General features: G+C 66.2%; 16 protein-coding genes. 4 read left to right on the top strand and 12 right to left on the bottom strand.

The genetic code is table 11. The annotated features are described in order from the left end of the window. Positions 1 to 69: 69 nt before the first annotated feature. Positions 70 to 501 carry an Lrp/AsnC family transcriptional regulator gene (locus O8I58_RS19155; protein ID WP_298323217.1) on the bottom strand — a complete coding sequence of 144 codons (432 nt, stop codon included), beginning with the start codon at positions 499 to 501 and terminating at the stop codon, positions 70 to 72. 181 nt (positions 502 to 682) lie between these two features. Between O8I58_RS19155 and O8I58_RS19150 the strand changes: the two genes are divergently transcribed. After that, the gene (locus O8I58_RS19150) at positions 683 to 2,179 is read left to right on the top strand and encodes an aminotransferase class III-fold pyridoxal phosphate-dependent enzyme (protein ID WP_298319574.1); all 1,497 of its coding nucleotides are present in this window, start codon (positions 683 to 685) and stop codon (positions 2,177 to 2,179) included. Between the two features lie 203 nt (positions 2,180 to 2,382). On the opposite strand, the gene O8I58_RS19145 is transcribed toward O8I58_RS19150, so the two are convergent. The 4 genes from O8I58_RS19145 to O8I58_RS19130 form a co-directional block, all read right to left on the bottom strand. Beyond that, complete coding sequence (locus O8I58_RS19145) at positions 2,383 to 3,000, bottom strand: inorganic diphosphatase (protein WP_298319573.1); 618 nt, start codon at positions 2,998 to 3,000, stop codon at positions 2,383 to 2,385. A 116-nt stretch (positions 3,001 to 3,116) separates the two neighbouring features. After that, positions 3,117 to 4,472, bottom strand: a complete 1,356-nt coding sequence (locus tag O8I58_RS19140) for a purple acid phosphatase family protein (protein ID WP_298319572.1) — start codon at positions 4,470 to 4,472, stop codon at positions 3,117 to 3,119. A 38-nt stretch (positions 4,473 to 4,510) separates the two neighbouring features. Further along, complete coding sequence (locus O8I58_RS19135) at positions 4,511 to 5,683, bottom strand: phytase (protein WP_298319570.1); 1,173 nt, start codon at positions 5,681 to 5,683, stop codon at positions 4,511 to 4,513. Next, positions 5,683 to 8,277 carry a TonB-dependent receptor gene (locus tag O8I58_RS19130; protein WP_298319568.1) on the bottom strand — a complete coding sequence of 865 codons (2,595 nt, stop codon included), beginning with the start codon at positions 8,275 to 8,277 and terminating at the stop codon, positions 5,683 to 5,685. Before O8I58_RS19130 ends, O8I58_RS19135 begins: the two co-directional genes overlap by 1 nt. A gap of 209 nt (positions 8,278 to 8,486) precedes the next feature. Between O8I58_RS19130 and upp the strand changes: the two genes are divergently transcribed. Both upp and O8I58_RS19120 read left to right on the top strand, forming a co-directional pair. Beyond that, positions 8,487 to 9,119, top strand: a complete 633-nt coding sequence (upp, locus tag O8I58_RS19125) for a uracil phosphoribosyltransferase (protein WP_298319566.1) — start codon at positions 8,487 to 8,489, stop codon at positions 9,117 to 9,119. A gap of 188 nt (positions 9,120 to 9,307) precedes the next feature. Beyond that, positions 9,308 to 9,601 (top strand): PsiF family protein, encoded by a 294-nt coding sequence (locus tag O8I58_RS19120; protein WP_298319564.1) that lies wholly within the window; start codon positions 9,308 to 9,310, stop codon positions 9,599 to 9,601. A gap of 68 nt (positions 9,602 to 9,669) precedes the next feature. On the opposite strand, the gene O8I58_RS19115 is transcribed toward O8I58_RS19120, so the two are convergent. The 6 genes from O8I58_RS19115 to rsmD form a co-directional block, all read right to left on the bottom strand. Further along, the gene (locus tag O8I58_RS19115; protein ID WP_298319562.1) at positions 9,670 to 10,563 is read right to left on the bottom strand and encodes an MBL fold metallo-hydrolase; all 894 of its coding nucleotides are present in this window, start codon (positions 10,561 to 10,563) and stop codon (positions 9,670 to 9,672) included. A 121-nt stretch (positions 10,564 to 10,684) separates the two neighbouring features. Then, positions 10,685 to 12,394, bottom strand: coding sequence for a gamma-glutamyltransferase (gene ggt / locus O8I58_RS19110; protein WP_298323214.1), 1,710 nt, complete (start codon positions 12,392 to 12,394; stop codon positions 10,685 to 10,687). 60 nt (positions 12,395 to 12,454) lie between these two features. Continuing rightward, a complete protein-coding gene (locus tag O8I58_RS19105) occupies positions 12,455 to 12,703 on the bottom strand; it encodes a YfhL family 4Fe-4S dicluster ferredoxin (protein ID WP_298319560.1) in 249 nt (82 codons plus the stop codon). 586 nt (positions 12,704 to 13,289) lie between these two features. After that, positions 13,290 to 13,790 (bottom strand): hypothetical protein, encoded by a 501-nt coding sequence (locus O8I58_RS19100; protein WP_298319558.1) that lies wholly within the window; start codon positions 13,788 to 13,790, stop codon positions 13,290 to 13,292. Positions 13,791 to 13,846: 56 nt separating this feature from the next. Then, the gene (gene coaD, locus O8I58_RS19095; RefSeq protein WP_298319556.1) at positions 13,847 to 14,350 is read right to left on the bottom strand and encodes a pantetheine-phosphate adenylyltransferase; all 504 of its coding nucleotides are present in this window, start codon (positions 14,348 to 14,350) and stop codon (positions 13,847 to 13,849) included. After that, the gene (gene rsmD / locus O8I58_RS19090; protein ID WP_298319554.1) at positions 14,347 to 14,994 is read right to left on the bottom strand and encodes a 16S rRNA (guanine(966)-N(2))-methyltransferase RsmD; all 648 of its coding nucleotides are present in this window, start codon (positions 14,992 to 14,994) and stop codon (positions 14,347 to 14,349) included. Before rsmD ends, coaD begins: the two co-directional genes overlap by 4 nt. Before the next feature lie 256 nt (positions 14,995 to 15,250). Here rsmD and htpG point away from each other — a divergent pair, with 256 nt between their 5' ends. After that, positions 15,251 to 17,167, top strand: a complete 1,917-nt coding sequence (gene htpG, locus O8I58_RS19085) for a molecular chaperone HtpG (protein ID WP_298319552.1) — start codon at positions 15,251 to 15,253, stop codon at positions 17,165 to 17,167. Between the two features lie 59 nt (positions 17,168 to 17,226). Here htpG and O8I58_RS19080 read toward each other — a convergent pair whose 3' ends face one another. After that, complete coding sequence (locus O8I58_RS19080; RefSeq protein ID WP_298319551.1) at positions 17,227 to 17,613, bottom strand: glycoside hydrolase family protein; 387 nt, start codon at positions 17,611 to 17,613, stop codon at positions 17,227 to 17,229. Positions 17,614 to 17,639 lie beyond the last annotated feature (26 nt).

Genomic DNA, 17,639 nt, shown 5'->3' with positions numbered 1-17,639 from the left:
CCGCCCAAAAGGCAGCGGAGCGAGCTCCGCTCTACAAGGGCACCTGTGCTCAACCAGCCTCGGGCCGCATCACCGCTCGAACTTGGTCGACAAAATGATCGAGGACGTCGTGCGCTCCACCCCGTCGATGGCGCCGATCTGGTCGGTCAGCACGTCCATGTCGCCCACGGTCGGCACTGCGCCGATGGCGATCAGGTCGTAGGAACCGCTGACCGAATGCAGCACCCGCACCTCGGGCATGGTCCGCAGGGCCTTGGTCACGGCCAGCATCTGCTTGGGGCGCACGGTGATCATGATGTGGGCGCGGATGTGGCCGTGTTCGACCTCATCGGCCAGGCGCACGGTGTAACCGCTGATCACGCCCTGGCGTTCCAGCCGCTCGATCCGGCTCTGCACGGTGGTCCGCGACAGCTCCAGCTTGCGGGCGATGTCGGCAATGGAGGCCCGCGCGTTCTCGCGCAGCACCGACAACAGCAGTTGATCCGCGGCCGAAACCTTCATTTTCACCAGAGTCCTCGTCGTTTCGCCGAAATCTACCATGCGATTGATCGGATTGGCCCTGCCAAACGACGAGTCGCTTTTCCGATAATGGGTCCAGGCCCTGCTGCATAGGCCGCCCATGCGCTGTGTGCCGCATCCCGCGCGCACCCGTCCAAGCCTGTTGTTTCCGAAGGAGACCGCCATGTCCGTGACCGCCCCCCTCGCCCCGCTGCGCGCCCGCGCCGGTGCCCGCCAGACCACCGGCCTGGACGATGCCACCGTGGCGCGCTTGGCCGCCGGCCACCCGGACCTGCAGCAGGCCATTGCCGCCGCGGCCGAACAGTTCGCTGGACTGGAAGCCGAATTCGCCGACCTGCTCGACCTGGACGAAGCGCAGCAGGTCCGTGCGCTGCAGGCCGGCTACGTGAATTTCTATGCCGATGACGCCATCAACCCGTACGTGGCCCTGGCCGCCTGTGGCCCCTGGCTGGTCACGCTGAAGGGCGCGGTGCTGTTCGACGCTGGCGGTTACGGGATGATCGGCTTCGGCCACACCCCGCAGCCGGTGCTGGACGCGCTGGCCAGGCCGCAGGCGATGGCCAACATCATGACCCCCAGCCTGTCGCAGCTGCGCTTCGACCGCGCCCTGCGCGCCGAGATCGGACATACGCGCGGCGGCTGCCCGTTCGCCAAGTTCCTGTGCCTGAATTCTGGGTCCGAAGCCGTCGGCCTGGCCGCGCGCATCGCCGACGTCAACACCAAACTGATGACCGACCCGGGCGCGCGCTATGCCGGTCGCACCATCAAGCGCGTGGTGGTCAAGGGCAGCTTCCACGGCCGCACCGACCTGCCCGGCCTGTATTCGGATTCCTCGCGCAAGGTCTACCAGCAGCACCTGGCCAGCTACCGCAACGAGACCTCGGTGATCGCCGTGGCGCCGTACGACGGCGAGGCGCTCAAGCAGGTCTTCGCCGATGCCGAGACCAACGGCTGGTTCATCGAGGCGGTGTTCCTGGAGCCGGTGATGGGCGAAGGCGACCCGGGCCGCTCGCTGCCGGCGGCCTTCTACGCCATCGCCCGCGAACTGACCCGCGCCCATGGCAGCCTGCTGCTGGTGGACTCGATCCAAGCCGGCCTGCGCGCCCACGGCGTGCTGTCGGTGGTGGATTACCCGGGCTTCGAAGGCCTGGAAGCGCCGGACATGGAAACCTATTCCAAGGCGCTCAACGCCGCGCAATATCCGCTGTCGGTGCTGGCCGTGACCGCACACGCCGCCGGGCTGTACCGCAAGGGCGTCTACGGCAACACCATGACCAGCAACCCGCGTGCGCTGGACGTGGCCTGCGCCACCCTGGCCCTGCTGACCCCGGCCGTACGCGACAACATCCGCACCCGCGGCGCGCAGGCCGTGGCCAAGCTGGAAAAACTCAAAAGCGAGCTGGGCGGCCTGATCACCAACGTGCAGGGCACCGGCCTGCTGTTCTCGTGCGAACTCGCCCCGCAGTTCAAGTGCTACGGCGCCGGTTCGACCGAGGAATGGCTGCGCGAACGCGGCCTCAACGTGATCCACGGCGGCGCCAACTCACTGCGCTTCACTCCGCACTTCAACCTCGATGAAGCCGAGCTGGACCTGCTGGTGTCGATGGTCGGCCAGGCCCTGCGCGAAGGCCCGCGCCAGCAGCAGGCCGCCGCGGCCTGACCGCAGGATTACGGGAATCCCCGTAGAGCGGAGCTTGTGGCAATCCCATCTTGGGGACTCCGCTGGGGCATTCCCATGATCCGAGGAGGGCAGCGGAGCAAGCTCCGCTCTACGAGAAAGCGAAAGGCCTGTAGGGCGGGTCTCGGCCCGCCACCACGATCCATGGCAACCGCGACGGCGGGTCGAGCCCCGCCCTACGCCGACTACTGCCTTTTCGGCGCGTCCTTGAAGCGTGCCATCGCTTCACCGATCAGCTGTTGTGCCTCGGCCGCGTCGCCCCAGCCGTTGAGTTCAACCGTGTTGCGACCGGCCGGCAGGTCCTTGTAGATGCGGAAGAAGGCTTCGATGCGCTGCTTCTCGATCTCCGGCAAATCGGCCAGGTTGCGGATGCTGGCGTAGGTCGGGTCGATCTTGTCGGTGGGCACGCCGATGATCTTCTCGTCGTGCTCGCCCTTGTCGATCATGCGCAATACGCCGATCGGCCGGAAGCTGATCAACACGCCCGGATGCAGCGGCTCGCGGGTCAGCACCAGCGCGTCCAGCGGGTCGCCATCGCCGGCCAATGTGCTGGGCATCGACCCGTAGTTGGCCGGGTACGCGACCGGCATCGACTGGAAGCGGTCGACGAAGATCAGGCCGTCCTCGGTGGTTTCGTACTTGGTGAAGCTGCCGGCCGGGATTTCCACCAGCACGGTGGCTTCTTCCGGTGCCTTCTTCGGCTGCGGCACGTGCAACGGGTTGCGGATGTAATCAGCCGCGCCGGCCAGGGCCGGCAGGCAGGCCAGCACCAGGGCGGTATACACAGCGAGCTTCAATCGCATGAGGGTTCTTCCTTCAGGACGTCGTCGGCGCTTGGAAAGCCGCTCTTGCCCGGATCAGCGAGGCGTATCCGGGAGCTCTCCTTTCATGGACAAGCCCCCGGGCGATGGACATCACATCATTCCCAGCAGCGGTCCTCTCGCCCCTTGGGCGAGACCGGTCGTGCACAGTCGCGCGGGGCGATGCGACCTTCGTTGTGTTCGACCACGCGCTTGTCGCCGTTGGCATCGCGCACCAGGTCGAACGCGTCGTACAGGCGGCCGGTGGCCGTGCGCGACTCATAGGTCAGCCGCTGCGCATCCAGGTGCAGCACCTGGTAGAGCTGGGTGTCCTCGCCAACCGGCTTCATCGTCTTGCGCGCGTAGTCGGACAGCCGGTACTGCTTGGGCCCGGCGACCGACACGATGAACACCGGGGTGACGGTGTTGTCGGCATCGCCGCGACGTCCGTAGGTGTGGTCGTGGCCCTGCAGCACCAGATCAACCTTGTGCTTGCGGATCACCGGCAACACCTGCTCGACCAGCTTCTCGTTGTCGCGCTCGGCCCGCGGCGAATAGAACGGCTGGTGGATCAACACGATCGACCAGGGCCGCGTGTTCTCCGACAGCACCTTGTCCAGCCATGCGGCCTGGGCCTCGCCTGTTCCCAGGTCGAGGGCCGAGGTGCCATCGATCACCGCCACGCGCACGTTCTGGTAGTCGAACCAGTAGGTGGTCTGCGCGGTTTCCGACGGGCCGTTCTTCGGCAGGGCGAAGGTCACCGGCCAGTGGTTGCCCAGCACGCGGTGTTCCTGCGGCGTGTCTTCGAACTCCTCGCGATATTCGTGGTTGCCCGGCGCCGGCGCGATGGCCGTGCCCTGCAGCATCCAGTTGCCCGCTTCGAACCACTCGGCCCACTCGCTATCGTCCTGGCCGTCGCCGCCGCTGACCAGGTCACCGGCAAACAAGGTCAGGCGCGCATCGGGTGTGCTGCGCCAGGCCTGGCGGAGTACGCGCGAGACCAGGCTCAGGTTCTTGTTCTGCGTATCGCCGAAGTACAGCAGGGTCAGCGGCGTGTCAGCACTGGCGGCGGTGCGGAACTGGTTCCACGGCCCCCAGGTGTCCGTGCCCTGCACGCGGTAGGCGTACAGCGTGTCCGGCTTGAGCCCATCGACATCCACGCGATGGTGGTGGGAGAGACCGTTCTCGCTCTTTAGCGGCGTGGTGGTCGCGGTCAGCACGCGCGGCGTGCCCAGATCGGGCGAATCACCGGCGATCACCAGTTCCAGCCTGGGCTGCGACACCGACGCATCGGTGCGCCAGGCCACGGCGAAGCCGGTCGCGGCATCCTGCGCGGGCGAGGCCACGATGCGGTCCGGGAATCCCGTCGCCGCATAGTGCGTGCTGCCGATCGGAACCTGGGTATTCGGCTCCGCGTTGCCAGCCTTGTCCTTGGCGGAGGCGATGCCCGCGCCGGCCAGGCCGGCGGCGAGCATCAGGGTGAAAGCTGTCGTCCGTGACCGTGCAGCAGCGATCAACGCTTGCACTCCGGCAGCTTCAGCGCGCTGGCAATGTCACGCCAATCGAATGCCGCCACGGCCTGGTCGTCGTGCAATGCGTAGAACACGCCCTGCGGGAAGCGCGCATCGCCATGGGCATCCATCCATACCCCATCGGTGTTGGCCGTGACCTTGCCGGCGAATGCACCAACCGGCTGCAGCGTCCTGCGGTCGAACACCTGGAACACGCTGCGGTCCTTGAACTGGTCCGTGCCGATCCAGTAACCACTGCCATCGGCGCAGGCCAACAGCGCGATGCCTTCGGCCTGGGCCTTGTACAGGTCCGCGCCGACGTCGCGACCGGTGTAGCTGCCATCCATGCGGTACTCGCGCAGACGCGTGCCGACGGCCATGTCTTCCTCAGCCAGCATCAGGCGGTTGTTGTCGGCGTCGCCGAACACCGATTCGGCAATGCGGATCGCGCCGGCTTCGGTTGTATCACCGAAGGTCTGGGTCAGCGTTGCCTTCCAGCGACCGCCGGCCTGCTTGAGTTCATAGCGACGGAAGCGCTGGCCCAGGTCGGCCAGCGGCGGCACGGTTTTCTCATCCGCGCCCTGCATGTAGTTGTCGCTGACGATGACTTCGATGCCGCCGTCTTTTTCGTGCGCCCACAGGCCGTATGGCTTCTTCAGATCGTCGGCGCCGAACACCGCCACCGACTTGAAATCCGGCAGCGAGAACGCCTGCACGCGATGGTTGTCGCGCTCGACCACCAGCACCAGATCGCCGACGACGGAAATCCCATTGGGACGATCCAGCTGGCCCGGCGCACTGCCCTTGCCCGCGACGGTGCGCAGGCGCTGGCCGGTGTCGCCGTCGAACACCACCAGCTCACTGCTCTTCTTGGCGGTGGCGATGACCCAGCGCTGGCCGTCCGGCGTGATCCAGCTGGCCGGCGAATCCAGGTTGTCCTCCGGCGTGGGCACGGTGACGAAGGTTTCGGCTACCACCACATGCGCCACATTGGACGTGGCCAGCGTCGGATCAATGCCGGCCTCGTCGGGCTCGCGGTCGGCCTTGGCGGCCGCAGCGGCATCGGCCGGTGCAGAGGCAGCCGGCGCCTCGACGGCCGGCTTGCTGCAACCGGCCAGCAGCACGCACGCCAGTCCCAGCGCGGCCGCGCCGCGCGTCATCGTAGCCGCGCGCATTACAGCTTCACCTTGATGCCGACGGCGTAGGTGCGGCCGTATTCCTCGTACTGCTGGGTGTGCGAACGGTCGCCCTGGTAACGCTCCAGCGGCTTGTCCAGCAGGTTGGACGCGTCGAAGTACAGCTCGACGTTGTCGGTGACCTGATAGCTCAGGCCGAAGTCCAGCTGGGTATTGGGCGCCACATAGATATCGTAGGCCTTGCTGTCGCCGATCTCATCCAGGTACTCGCTGCGGTACACCGCCGACACACGTGCCGAGAGGCCGGCCTTTTCGTAGCCCAGGTAGCCGCTGTAGACATGTTTGGAAGCACGCGGCAGGTTGAAGCTGTCGTCCGCACGATCGGCGATGCCCGGATCGAAATCGGTATCCAGCCAGGTGCCACTGGCGCCGACCAGCAGACCGTTCCAGCCCTCGGGCAGGAAATCCAGCTGTTGCTGGTAGTTGAACTCGGCGCCCATCACCTTGGCCTTGTCACCGTTGATGGCCATCGTCTGCTTGTAGCCGTCATAGTCCGAACCGTCGTCGATCTCGCTCACGCGGTCGACGATGTAGCCATCGATCCACTTGCGGAACACGCCCAGCGAAACGATGCCGCTCTTGCCCAGGTACTTCTCGAAGGAGAAGTCCAGGTTGGTCGACTCATACGGATCCAGGTTCGTATTGCCCACCTGGATTTCCTCGTCGTCGTTGTTGATCGCCGTGTGCGGCGCGATCTGGCCGAAGCCCGGGCGCGAGACGGTCTTGTTCAACGCCGCGCGCAGCGCCCAGCCATCACCGCCATCCCAGCGCACGTGCAGGCCCGGCAGGATGTTGGCATAGCTGCGCTTGGCCTCGACCTGCGAAACGGTGAACGATTCGCCATCGCTCGCGCCCACGACGTCGTAGCCACGGGCACTGAAGCTGGTGCTTTCCGCGCGCACGCCGGCGATCACGCGCAGTGCGCCGATGTCCCAGGTGCCCATCGCGTAGGCGGCCAGGATGTCCTCGCTGGCGCTGTAGTCCTCGGCCAGCGCGGCGATAGCGTTGACGGCGGTGTCGCCTGCGTCGGCGCTGTATTCGCTGCCGTATTGCGCCCAGTAAGCGCGCATGGCCGACGAACTCAGCGCCTGGCCCAGGCTGTTGTGGCGGTGCGAGGGCGCCGACACGGTCCAGTCGGCCAGGTCGATGTCCGGGCCTTCGGACAGTTCGGTCTCGTTCTTGTCGACGTTGCGGTCGCGGAAGCGGCCCAGCAGGCCCATCTTGTAGCTGCTGTTCTCGCCGTCGAAGCGCACGTTGACCTTGGCGCTGACTTCCTTGTCGTCGGTCCTGCCCGGCGACAGCACGACCTTGTTGAATGCGTAGTTGTCGTTGGATTCCCAGCTGTCGTCGGAGAAGACGATGTCCGGCATCCCGCTGTTCTGGTCGATGGTGGCGGTCAGGCCGCTCTTGACGCTCTTCTTGATCTTGAAGCGCGCTTCCATCTCGTCGTCCACCCGCTCCTCGGTCTTGCTGTAGCCAACCTGGTAGTCGACGACCGCGCCGGTCAGGCGGTTCTCGCCACCGAAGCTGACGGCCTCGGTGTTCTGCTTCTTGGTGCGGTAGCGCACCCGCTTGCTCAGGTCGTCCACCGGCGCCGAATAGGTGCCATCGCCGTTGGCCACCACATTGTCGGCATCGAAGTCGATGACGGTGTTCTGCCGGGTCTCGGCATCCTGGTAGTCGCTGTAGAGCGTGCGCAGGTAGTACTTGTTGTCCGCGTCCGGGTGCCAGTCCAGGTTGAGGTTGGCACCGATGCGCTTGCGCTCGATGGCGTACTTGCGGCGCTGCTGCTGGACCATGAACATGTCGCCGTTATCGAGTTCGTCGTACTCGCCTTCGGTGTTGTCCGACTCGAACTTGCGGTCCTGGTAGTTGATGCCGAACGCCACGCCAAAGGTGTTGTCGGCGAACAGGTCGCTGTAGTTGAACGCGCCCTTCGGGCTGGTCTTGCCGCTCAGCTCCTGGTGGTTGGCCTCGAGTTTGGCGCGGATGCTGCGACCGTCGCGGTCGAAAGCCGAGGCGGACTCAATTTCGATCGCGCCGCCGATCGAATCACCCGGCATGTCCGGGGTCGGCGACTTGACCACTTTCAACCGCTCGGTCGATTCGGAAGGAATCAGGTCCAGCGGAGTGGAACGGTTGTCGCTTTCCGGCGTACCGATCGACAAGCCATCCACGGTGACGCTGTTGAGCGCCGCATCCAGGCCGCGCACGACCACGTAGCGGCCTTCGCCCTGGTCGCGGGTGACGCTGACGCCCGGCAGGCGCGAGACCGACTCGGCCACGTTCTGGTCCGGGTAATCACCCACGTCATCGGCGGCGACGGCGTCGAGGATCGCGTTGGAATCGCGCTTCAGGTCGATCGCGCGCACCTGAGCTTCCAGCTGCGGACGCACCACCAGCCTGTCCAGCGTGGTGGCGTCGGCCGGCGCGGCAGCGGCAGCATCGGCCGATCCATCGGCAAGGCTGGCGTTGTTGGCTGCGACGTCGTTGTCGGCAGCGAAGGCGGGCGTGGCAACCAGAGCCGCCAGTGTCAGGGACACGGCGGTGGCAAGGCGGTGGCGATTCAACACGAAGTCACTTCCCCAGACATGTAAAGAATGGGTCGGCACGGTATTTTCGGAAGGTTTCTCCCCTGTTACACGCACCCAAATCTGACAGGGTGGTCATTTTTCCAAGGCCGACCTGCGGCCGCTCCGCCTTCGACGCGGCCTTCCCGCCGTTTGCGCCTGGGTCGCCGGCAGCACATCCTTGCCGTTCCCCACATGTCGAACGCCTGCCCATGAAGACCGTTGAAGTCCGCCACCCCCTGGTCCGCCACAAGATCGGCCTGCTGCGCGATGCCTCCTTGAGCACCAAGGGATTCCGCGAACTGGTCACAGAACTGGGCACCCTGCTCGCCTACGAGGCCACCGCCGACCTGCACACCGAGCCGGACACCATGCAGGGCTGGGACGGGCCGGTCGAAGTGCAGAAAATCGCCGGCGCCAAGATCACCCTGGTGCCGATCCTGCGTGCCGGCCTGGGCATGCTGCCCGGCGTGCTGGCGCTGATTCCCGCCGCGCGCGTGAGCGTGGTCGGCCTGCAGCGCGATGAGGAAACCCTGCAGCCGGTGCCCTACTTCGAGCGCCTGACCGGCCGGCTCGAAGAACGCGACGCACTGATCCTGGACCCGATGCTGGCCACCGGCGGCACCCTGATCGCCACCATCGACATGCTCAAGCGTGCCGGCGCGCGGCGGATCAAGGGCATCTTCCTGGTCGCCGCGCCAGAAGGCCTCAAGGCCCTGGAAGCCGCGCATCCGGACGTGGAGGTCTACACCGCCGCCATCGACGAGCGCCTCAACGAGAAGGGTTACATCCTGCCGGGCCTGGGCGACGCGGGCGACCGCATCTTCGGCACCCGCGTAGGCTGATCGCACACTCCAGCCCTTTCTGCATGGGAGCCGCTGCAGCGGCTCCCGCGATGTGTTCCGGTCGCCGACATCGGTTGAAGCAGGCCGCCTGCGGGCCAGTGCGACGCGTGGCATCGGGCGCCACACGCAGACACCCGCTGCAGGCGTAGCATCCGCCCCACCCCCGCCCCTCATCCCGGAGCTTCGCCATGACCCGTCCGATCCTGCTGGCCTGCGCACTGCTGGCCGGCACCGTGAGCTTCAACGCCCTGGCCCAGTCCAGCTCGCAGACCCGCATGGCCGAGTGTTCGGCCCAGAACAAGGGCAAGACCGGCGAGGACTACAAGTCCGCGCAGAAAGCCTGTCTGAGCACCAAGACCACCACCGCCGCACCATCCACGCCGCAGCAGCGCATGAAGACCTGCAACGCCGACGCCGCCACCAAGAAGCTCAGCGGCGACGCACGCAAGACCTTCATGTCCAGCTGCCTCAAGAAGTCCTGATCGAAAGACCTGCGGCTGCGCGCCGCGATCCGGCGCGCATCACATTCGTAGAGCGGCAACGCGCGCAGTCAGGCAGCCAGCGGCCGCGCGTGCAGCTCGGCCACTTCATGGGTGGTGCCGAAGCGCCCCTTCTCGTCGCGCGTGACCTGGGCCAACGCGCAGTCGGTGTCGTGGGTAAAGAACAGCCGCACGTCCCGCGCCAGCGCGTCTTCCAGGAATGCGCGCTTCTCGTCGATCAGCAACTCCGCATTGCGGTCGTAGCCCATCGTGATCGGCACATGCACCCAAAAGCGCCCGGGAATCAGGTCGGCGCAGAACGCCACGCCCCCATGCGCGCTGCCATCGGCCGCTGCGACCGGCCCGACGATCTCGGCCAGCATCAGGCCCGGCGTATGCCCATCACTGAAGGAAAACCGCACCGCATCGCCCAGTGCCTGCGAGGTGTCGCCTTCGACGATCTCCAGCCGGCCGCTGGCCTCCAGCAGGCCCGGCAACTCGGGAATGAAGCTGGCACGGTCGCGCGAATGCGGATTGCGTGCACGCTGCCAATGCTGCGCGCCGACCACGAAGGTCGCATTGGGAAACAGCAGCTGCGGCGCCCGGCCTTCCGCCCATGGCGCCAACAATCCGCCGGCATGGTCGAAGTGCAGGTGGCTCAGCACCACCACGTCGATGTCTTCATGGCCGAAGCCCGCCTGCGCCAGTGAATCCAGCAGCACGTGCCCGGTTTCCAGTACCCCGAAACGCTCGCGCAGCCTGGGCTCGAAGAACGCACCGATGCCGGTTTCGAACAGCACCGTCTTGCCGTTGAGCGGCGAGGCCAGCAGCGCGCGACAGGCCAGGTCGATGCGGTTGTGTTCGTCCGGCGGCGCCCACTTGGCCCACAGTGCGCGCGGCGCATTGCCGAACATCGCCCCGCCGTCGAGCTTCTGCGAATTGCCGGTGATGGACCAGAGTTTCATCGAGCCTAACCTCCTGCCGAAGCACAGGCGCCCATGATGCGCGCGACGCCTGCGTATTCCCATGAAAAGCAGCAGGCGACGCAATGCGCCGCCTGCTGTGTTCAACTCCTGAGAAGCGCGCTTACGGCGTGCTGGGCTGTATTTCCGCCGCGCCCACTTCGTTACGCGGGTCGCTGCCGCCACTAAGTGTGTTGGTCTTCTTGTCCCACTCCACCGTCTGCAGGTTGCCCCAGACGTGGCTGGAACCGCGGCCACCGGCGGCGGTGTCGGCGACCTGCTTGACCTTGTGGCCCATCGCTTCCAGCCCCTGGATCGTGGTCGCGTCGAAGGTTCCGCTCTCGGCGTCGATCTCGTCCGGCAGCCACTGGTGGTGGTAGCGCGGCAGTGCGGCCACTTCCTGCGCGGACAAACCGTCGTCGTAGCCCAGGATGCCCAGCAGCACCATGGTGATGATGCGGCTGCCGCCTGGCGTACCCAGCACGATGTCCTTGTCGGCGTTCTCCATGAAGGTGGGCGACATGGAACTGAGCGGGCGCTTGCCCGGCTTGGGCGCATTGGCCTCGTAGCCCATCACGCCGAACGCGTTGGGCGTACCCGGCTTGAGCGCGAAGTCGTCCATCTCGTCGTTGAGCAGCACGCCGGTGCCCTTGGGGATCAGCCCCGAGCCGTACAGCAGGTTCACGGTCTGGGTGGCGCCCACGCGATTGCCTTCGGCGTCGATGATCGAGAAGTGCGTGGTCTCGTCGTCTTCCAGCGGGGTCGGGTTGCCCGACAGCAGGTCGCTCGGCGTGGCCTTGTCCGGGTTGATGGTCGAACGCAGGCCCAGCGCGTAGTCCTTGCTCAGCAGCACCCGCTGCGGAATGGTGGTGAAGTCCGGATCGCCCAGGAAGAAAGTGCGGTCACGGTAGGCACGACGCATGGCCTCGACCACCAGGTGGGTCCTGTGCGCCGGGTCCATCGTCTTGAGGTCGTAGCCTTCCAGGATCTGCAGCATCTCGGCCAGGGCGATACCACCGGAGGACGGCGGCGGCACGGTGGTGATCTTCCAGCCCTTGTAGTCAAACTGGATCGGCGTGCGCTGCTTGACCTGGTAGTTGGCCAGCTCATCGGCGGTCCACTTGCCACCGGCCTGCTTCACCCCAGCCAGCAGCTTCCTGGCGGTTTCGCCTTTGTAAAAACCGTCGCGGCCCTTCTCGGCCAGCAGGGTCAGGGTATGGGCCAGTTCGGGCTGCTTGAAGATATCGCCGGTCTGGATCGGTTTGCCATTGCGCAGGTAAACCTCGCGCGTGCCCGGATACTTCTCCATCTCGCCGCGGCGCTGGGCATAGCCCCTGGACATGCGGTCGTAGACCGGGAATCCATCGGTCGCGATCTTGATCGCCGGGGCCAGCGACTGCTTCAACGGCAGCTTGCCGTGCTGGGTCGCCAGTTCCACCAGCGCCGCCGGCAGGCCGGGAATGCCCGCCGACCAGGGACCGTTGATCGACTTGGACGGATCCAGCTTGCCGTCCTTGTCCAGGTATTTCTCCGGCGAAGCCGACTCGGGCGCGTATTCGCGCGCGTCGATCATCACGTCCTTGCCGGTCCTGGCGTCGTGCAGCAGGAAGAAACCACCACCGCCCAGGCCCGAGCTGATCGGCTCGACCACGCCCAGCGTGGAGGACACCGCCACCGCGGCGTCGAACGCATTGCCGCCTTCGCGGATGATCTGCAGGCCGGCCTCGGTGGCCAGCTTGTGCCCGGAGGCGATGGCCGCGCCGGGCGGATGCGCCGCCGGAGCCGCTGCGGTGGCCTGCTGCGCACTGGCAACAACCGGAAGAACAACCGTCAGGGCGACGGCAATCAGGCTAGGGAATTTCACGCACTCTCCAAGATTAAGGGCCGGGCGGCGTCAACCGCCCTGCAAGCGCTGGAGTTTGGCCAGCAGGTCCTCACGGCTTTCGGGAAACTCAGGGTCCGGGTCGATGCATTCCACCGGACAGACAACCACGCATTGCGCCTCGTCGAAATGCCCTACGCACTCGGTGCAGCGCGCCGGATCGATCACATAGATCTCCTCGCCCATCGAGATGGCCTGGTTGGGACAGGCCGGCTCGCAGACGTCGCAGTTGACGCAGAGCGAATTGATCTTCAGCGACATGGGAAGGACATGGATATCAACGGGGAGAACCTGGACAGCATGGGGAACCGGTGCGACGGGAGCAAGCCGGGCGGGTGGAACGCAAAAACCCCGACCGGGATGGCTGGGGTCCGGACTATGCGTTTTCACATTGACGAAGCTGCCTGGAAATTGCACTGGCCGTCCGTCATGGGGCGGGAACGCTTCGACCGTCATTCCCGCAAATGGGAGGATCGGGGGTGACATGCACCACCGGCTCGCAACTGTGCTTCAACCGTCATGCCCGCGAACGCGGGAATCCAGCGCCTTGGATTTGGGTGCCAGCGAGCTGTGGAGCTGGCTGCGAAAAGCACTGGATGGCCAGCCGTCCGGCTGTTTTGAAGCACTTCCCGCTTTCGCGGGGATGGAGGGAGGCATGCCTCCTCCGGGAGTGGCAAAGGCGTGGCCGCGAGGCGGCCACGCGCCGGGGCAAGCGCAAAAGCTGAGGCACTGGATGACCAGCCGTTCGGCTGTTTTGAAGCACTTCCCGCCTACGCGGGGATGGAGGAGGCATGCCTCCTCCGGAAGTGGCAAAGGCGTGGCCGCTAAGCGGCCACGCGCCATTTCGTCACTTGGCTTCGACGAAGACGTAGTCGGCGTTGGTCGGCTCGACCGAGGTCTTGACCCGGTCGTTGTCGGCCGCGGCGCCGACGAACAGCACGCGCGCGCCCTTGAACGAGCCCGGCGAGGCCTTGGCGAACGAGGCAACGATCAGGTCGGCCATCTTGGCGCTGTCCGGCGAACCAAACGCGACCATGTTGCCCGAGGTCACGCCGCGCTGGACGGCGTTGCCGACCTGTTCGGCCAGGCGGTCGTACTTGCCCTGGAAGTCTGCATCGGTGCTGGCAGGCAGGTAGTACATGATCGGCGCATTGGCGATCGTGCCCATGTTGCGGCCGACCGCGTCCTGCAGGTAAGGCTTCCAGGCAGCGTCGTCGGTGCCGGCCGGCGCGGTCATCGGAGCGGCTTCGGCTGGCTGCGCCGTGGCTTCTTCCTTCTTGCAGGCGGCCAGCGACACGATGGACATGCCCAGGCAGGCGGCCAGTAGCAGGCGGTTGGTGGACTTCATGGGTGCAGCCTCCGGTTGGATCTTTGAGATGTGAGTAGCGGGGGAAAGCGATGAGATCAGTCGATGGCGGCTTCGCGCGCTTCCTGCAGGGCCTTGGCCACCGAGGCGGGCACGAAGCCGGACACGTCGCCGCCCAGGCGTGCGATCTCGCGCACCAGGGTCGAGGAAATGAAGCCGAACTGCTCGGCCGGGGTCATGAACAGCGTTTCCACGTCGGGAATCAGGTGCCGGTTCATGCTGGCCATCTGGAATTCGTATTCGAAGTCGGACACCGCGCGCAGGCCGCGCAGCAGCACCCGGCCGCCCACCTTGTGGACGAAATCGGCCAGCAGGCTGTCGAAGCCGGTGACTTCCACGTGCGGGTGGTGGGCGACGGCCTCGCGGGCCAGGGCGACGCGCTTTTCGATCGGCAGCGCCGGACCTTTCTTCTGGCTGGCGGCCACGCCGATGACGATGCGCTCGAACAAGGGCGCGGCACGGTCGATCAGGTCCAGGTGACCGTTGGTGATCGGGTCGAAGGTGCCCGGATAAACCGCGGTCCGGATGGGCGACACGCTCATTCAGCAAGTACCGTCGAAAGTTCGCCGTTCAGTGTAGCAGTGGCCGGTGCCCGGGACGCACGGGCCAGGGCGTAGCGCACCTCGCGGGTACTGCCCTCGCGGTGCAGCACGAAGCCCGGCGGCAGCGCCGGCGCCTGGTCGTGCGGGGATTCGATATAGAGCCAGGCGCCCGGCGCCAGCAGCCGCGGCAGCCGCGCCAGCACGGCGTCCCACAGCCCTGCGGCGAACGGCGGATCGACGAAAGCGATGTCGAAGGCCGCGTCCGGCTGCTGTTCCAGCCAGGCCAGCGCATCGGCGTTGACGACCGTGACCTGGTCGGCAGCTTTCAGTCTTGTCACCACTTCGCCCAGCTGCCGGGCCAGGCCCGGATCGCGCTCGACCAGCACTGCGCTGTCGGCGCCGCGCGACATGGCTTCCAGCCCCAGCGCACCGGTGCCGGCGAACAGGTCCAGCACCCGCGCGCCGGCCAGCTCGCCGGTCAGCCAGTTGAACAGGGTCTCGCGGACCCGGTCGCTGCTCGGGCGCAGGCCTGGCAGGTTCGGCACCGGCAGGCGCGTATTGCGCCAGCGCCCGCCGACGATGCGGACCTGGCCGGCGCCCTGTTGGGCGGCCCGGGAATGCGGGGTGGATGGCGAACGGGCCATGGGCAGGATCGGCGGAAAGGCCGCAGATGATAACGATCCGGACGCCGGCGTTTCCTGTAGAGCCGAGCTTGCTCCGCTGGAGCTTTCCCAATGTCCTGACCGAAGGGCAGCGGAGCAAGCTCCGCGCTACAGGAGTTCACGGCGCCTTCGCGCACCTGCGCATGCACCCGCAACCCTTGAAAACGCCACTTCCACCCATACCCCGGGAGCCATCGGCCATCCCTCGGCCCGTCCAACCCACGGAGCAAGACGACCCATGACCACCGCCACCGAAACCCACAAGGAAACGCTGGGCTTCCAGACCGAGGTCAAGCAGCTGATGCAGCTGATGATCCACTCCCTGTATTCCAACAAGGAGATCTTCCTGCGTGAGCTGGTGTCCAACGCCGCCGATGCCGCCGACAAGCTGCGCTTCGAAGCGCTGACCGACGCGTCCCTGCTGGAAGGCGACGGCAGCGACCTGCGCATCCGCATCGCCTTCGACACGGCCGCGCGCACGGTCACCATCGACGACAACGGCATCGGCATGAGCCGCGACGAAGCCATCGCCCACCTGGGCACGATCGCCAAGTCCGGCACCGCCGACTTCCTCAAGCACCTGTCCGGCGACCAGAAGAAGGACGCGAACCTCATTGGCCAGTTCGGCGTGGGTTTCTACAGCGCCTTCATCGTCGCCGACCAGGTGGACGTGTATTCGCGCCGCGCCGGCCTGCCCGCCAGCGAGGGCGTGCACTGGTCTTCGAAAGGCGAAGGCGACTTCGAAGTGGCCACCGTCGACAAGGCCCAGCGCGGCACCCAGATCGTGCTGCATCTGAAGGAAGACGAAGCCGGCTTTGCCGATGGCTGGCGCCTGCGCGGCATCGTCAAGAAGTACTCCGACCACATCGCCCTGCCCGTCGAGCTGCTGAAAGACCTGCCCGCCCCGGCCGAAGGCGAAACGCCGGCCGAACCCGAGTGGGAAGCGGTCAACCGTGCCAGCGCGCTGTGGACGCGTTCCAAGTCCGAAGTGAAAGACGCCGAATACCAGGAGTTCTACAAGCACATCGCCCATGACCATGCCGACGCGTTGGCCTGGAGCCACAACAAGGTCGAGGGCAAGCTGGAATACACCTCGCTGCTGTTCGCCCCGGCGCGTGCGCCGTTCGACCTGTACCACCGCGATTCGGCCAAGGGCCTGAAGCTGTACGTGCAGCGCGTCTACATCATGGACCAGGCCGACCAGTTCCTGCCGCTGTACCTGCGCTTCATCAAGGGCGTGGTGGATTCGTCCGACCTGCCGTTGAACGTCTCGCGTGAAATCCTGCAGAAGGGCCCGGTCATCGATTCGATGAAGTCCGCGCTGACCAAGCGTGCGCTGGACATGCTGGAGAAGCTGGCCAAGGACAAGCCCGACGACTACGCGACCTTCTGGAAGGAGTTCGGCCAGGTCCTCAAGGAAGGCCCGTCCGAGGACTACGCCAACCGCGAGAAGATCGCCAGCCTGTTGCGCTTCGGCTCGACCAAGTCCGGCACCGATGCGCAGGACGTGGGCCTGGCCGACTACGTGGCGCGCATGGTCGAAGGCCAGGACAAGCTGTACTACCTCACCGGCGAGAGCTACGCGCAGGTCAAGGACAGCCCGCACCTGGAAGTGTTCCGCAAGAAGGGCATCGAGGTGCTGCTGCTGACCGACCGCATCGACGAGTGGCTGATGCAGTACCTGACCGAGTTCGACGGCAAGTCGTTCGTCGATGTCGCCCGCGGCGACCTGGACCTGGGCGCGCTGGAAACCGAAGAAGACAAGAAGGCCCAGGAAGAGACTGCCAAGGACAAGGAAAAGCTGGTTGCGCGCCTGAAGGAATCCCTGGGCGAGGACGTGTCCGAGGTCCGCGTGTCGCATCGCCTGACCGATTCGCCGGCGATCCTGGCCATCGGTGAGGGCGACATGGGCCTGCAGATGCGCCAGCTGCTGGAAGCCAACGGCCAGAAGGTGCCCGAGGCCAAGCCGGTGTTCGAGTTCAACCCGGCCCACCCGCTGATCGAACGCCTGGATGGCGAGGCCGACGAGGACCGCTTCGGCGACCTGGCCCATGTGCTGTTCGACCAGGCCGCGCTGGCTGCCGGCGACAGCCTCAAGGACCCTGCCGGCTACGTGCGCCGCCTCAACAAGCTGCTGCTGGACCTGTCGCGCTGAGGCACCACATCCTGCGTGCCGGACACGCCCGGGCGCAGGGACGAAATGGAGAGGCCGGCTTAATCGCCGGCCTTTTGCTTGTCCGGCCGCCAGCTATCGCGCCACGCGATCCGGAAACCATCCTCGGTCAAGGTCAGCGGCAGCCAGACATAGCGACCATCGATGGCGTTGTCGGGGTTCCAGCGATCACCCATGTAGATGAAGCGACCCGGCTGCCCAGGCCAGGGCAACACATAGGCGCTCTGGCTGTGGAAGGTCAGCGCGGCATCGGCACCCTGCGCGGGATTTCCAAACTCCGTCCGGGGCCCCATCGGCGATGCCGCCGTGGCGCCATGGGCGGTGTTGGGCTTCCAGCCCGTGCATTCGGAGCCCATGAAGTAATAGCGACCGTCATGCTGGAAGACCGCCGACGTGGACACGAAGGCCCACGCCGGCGTCAGAACCATGTCCGGGTGTGCAACCCGGACCGGCA

Origin of the sequence: Pseudoxanthomonas sp. (genome assembly GCF_027498035.1) — a bacterium.
Lineage (GTDB): Bacteria > Pseudomonadota > Gammaproteobacteria > Xanthomonadales > Xanthomonadaceae > Pseudoxanthomonas_A.
The sequence above is the reverse complement of the archived record's forward strand: the minus strand, read 5'-3'. Positions and strand labels throughout refer to the sequence as shown.

What these genes read in the sequence shown, in the direction of transcription:
- O8I58_RS19150 (WP_298319574.1), top strand. Translation starts at nt 683, where the DNA reads ATGTCCGTGACCGCCCCCCTCGCCCCGCTGCGCGCCCGCGCCGGTGCC.
- O8I58_RS19140 (WP_298319572.1), bottom strand. Translation starts at nt 4,472, where the DNA reads ATGCTCGCCGCCGGCCTGGCCGGCGCGGGCATCGCCTCCGCCAAGGAC.
- htpG (WP_298319552.1), top strand. Translation starts at nt 15,251, where the DNA reads ATGACCACCGCCACCGAAACCCACAAGGAAACGCTGGGCTTCCAGACC.
- O8I58_RS19080 (WP_298319551.1), bottom strand. Translation starts at nt 17,613, where the DNA reads ATGGTTCTGACGCCGGCGTGGGCCTTCGTGTCCACGTCGGCGGTCTTC.
- upp (WP_298319566.1), top strand. Translation starts at nt 8,487, where the DNA reads ATGAAGACCGTTGAAGTCCGCCACCCCCTGGTCCGCCACAAGATCGGC.
- O8I58_RS19115 (WP_298319562.1), bottom strand. Translation starts at nt 10,563, where the DNA reads ATGAAACTCTGGTCCATCACCGGCAATTCGCAGAAGCTCGACGGCGGG.
- coaD (WP_298319556.1), bottom strand. Translation starts at nt 14,350, where the DNA reads ATGAGCGTGTCGCCCATCCGGACCGCGGTTTATCCGGGCACCTTCGAC.
- O8I58_RS19135 (WP_298319570.1), bottom strand. Translation starts at nt 5,683, where the DNA reads ATGCGCGCGGCTACGATGACGCGCGGCGCGGCCGCGCTGGGACTGGCG.
- rsmD (WP_298319554.1), bottom strand. Translation starts at nt 14,994, where the DNA reads ATGGCCCGTTCGCCATCCACCCCGCATTCCCGGGCCGCCCAACAGGGC.
- O8I58_RS19120 (WP_298319564.1), top strand. Translation starts at nt 9,308, where the DNA reads ATGACCCGTCCGATCCTGCTGGCCTGCGCACTGCTGGCCGGCACCGTG.
- O8I58_RS19100 (WP_298319558.1), bottom strand. Translation starts at nt 13,790, where the DNA reads ATGAAGTCCACCAACCGCCTGCTACTGGCCGCCTGCCTGGGCATGTCC.
- O8I58_RS19105 (WP_298319560.1), bottom strand. Translation starts at nt 12,703, where the DNA reads ATGTCGCTGAAGATCAATTCGCTCTGCGTCAACTGCGACGTCTGCGAG.
- O8I58_RS19155 (WP_298323217.1), bottom strand. Translation starts at nt 501, where the DNA reads ATGAAGGTTTCGGCCGCGGATCAACTGCTGTTGTCGGTGCTGCGCGAG.
- O8I58_RS19145 (WP_298319573.1), bottom strand. Translation starts at nt 3,000, where the DNA reads ATGCGATTGAAGCTCGCTGTGTATACCGCCCTGGTGCTGGCCTGCCTG.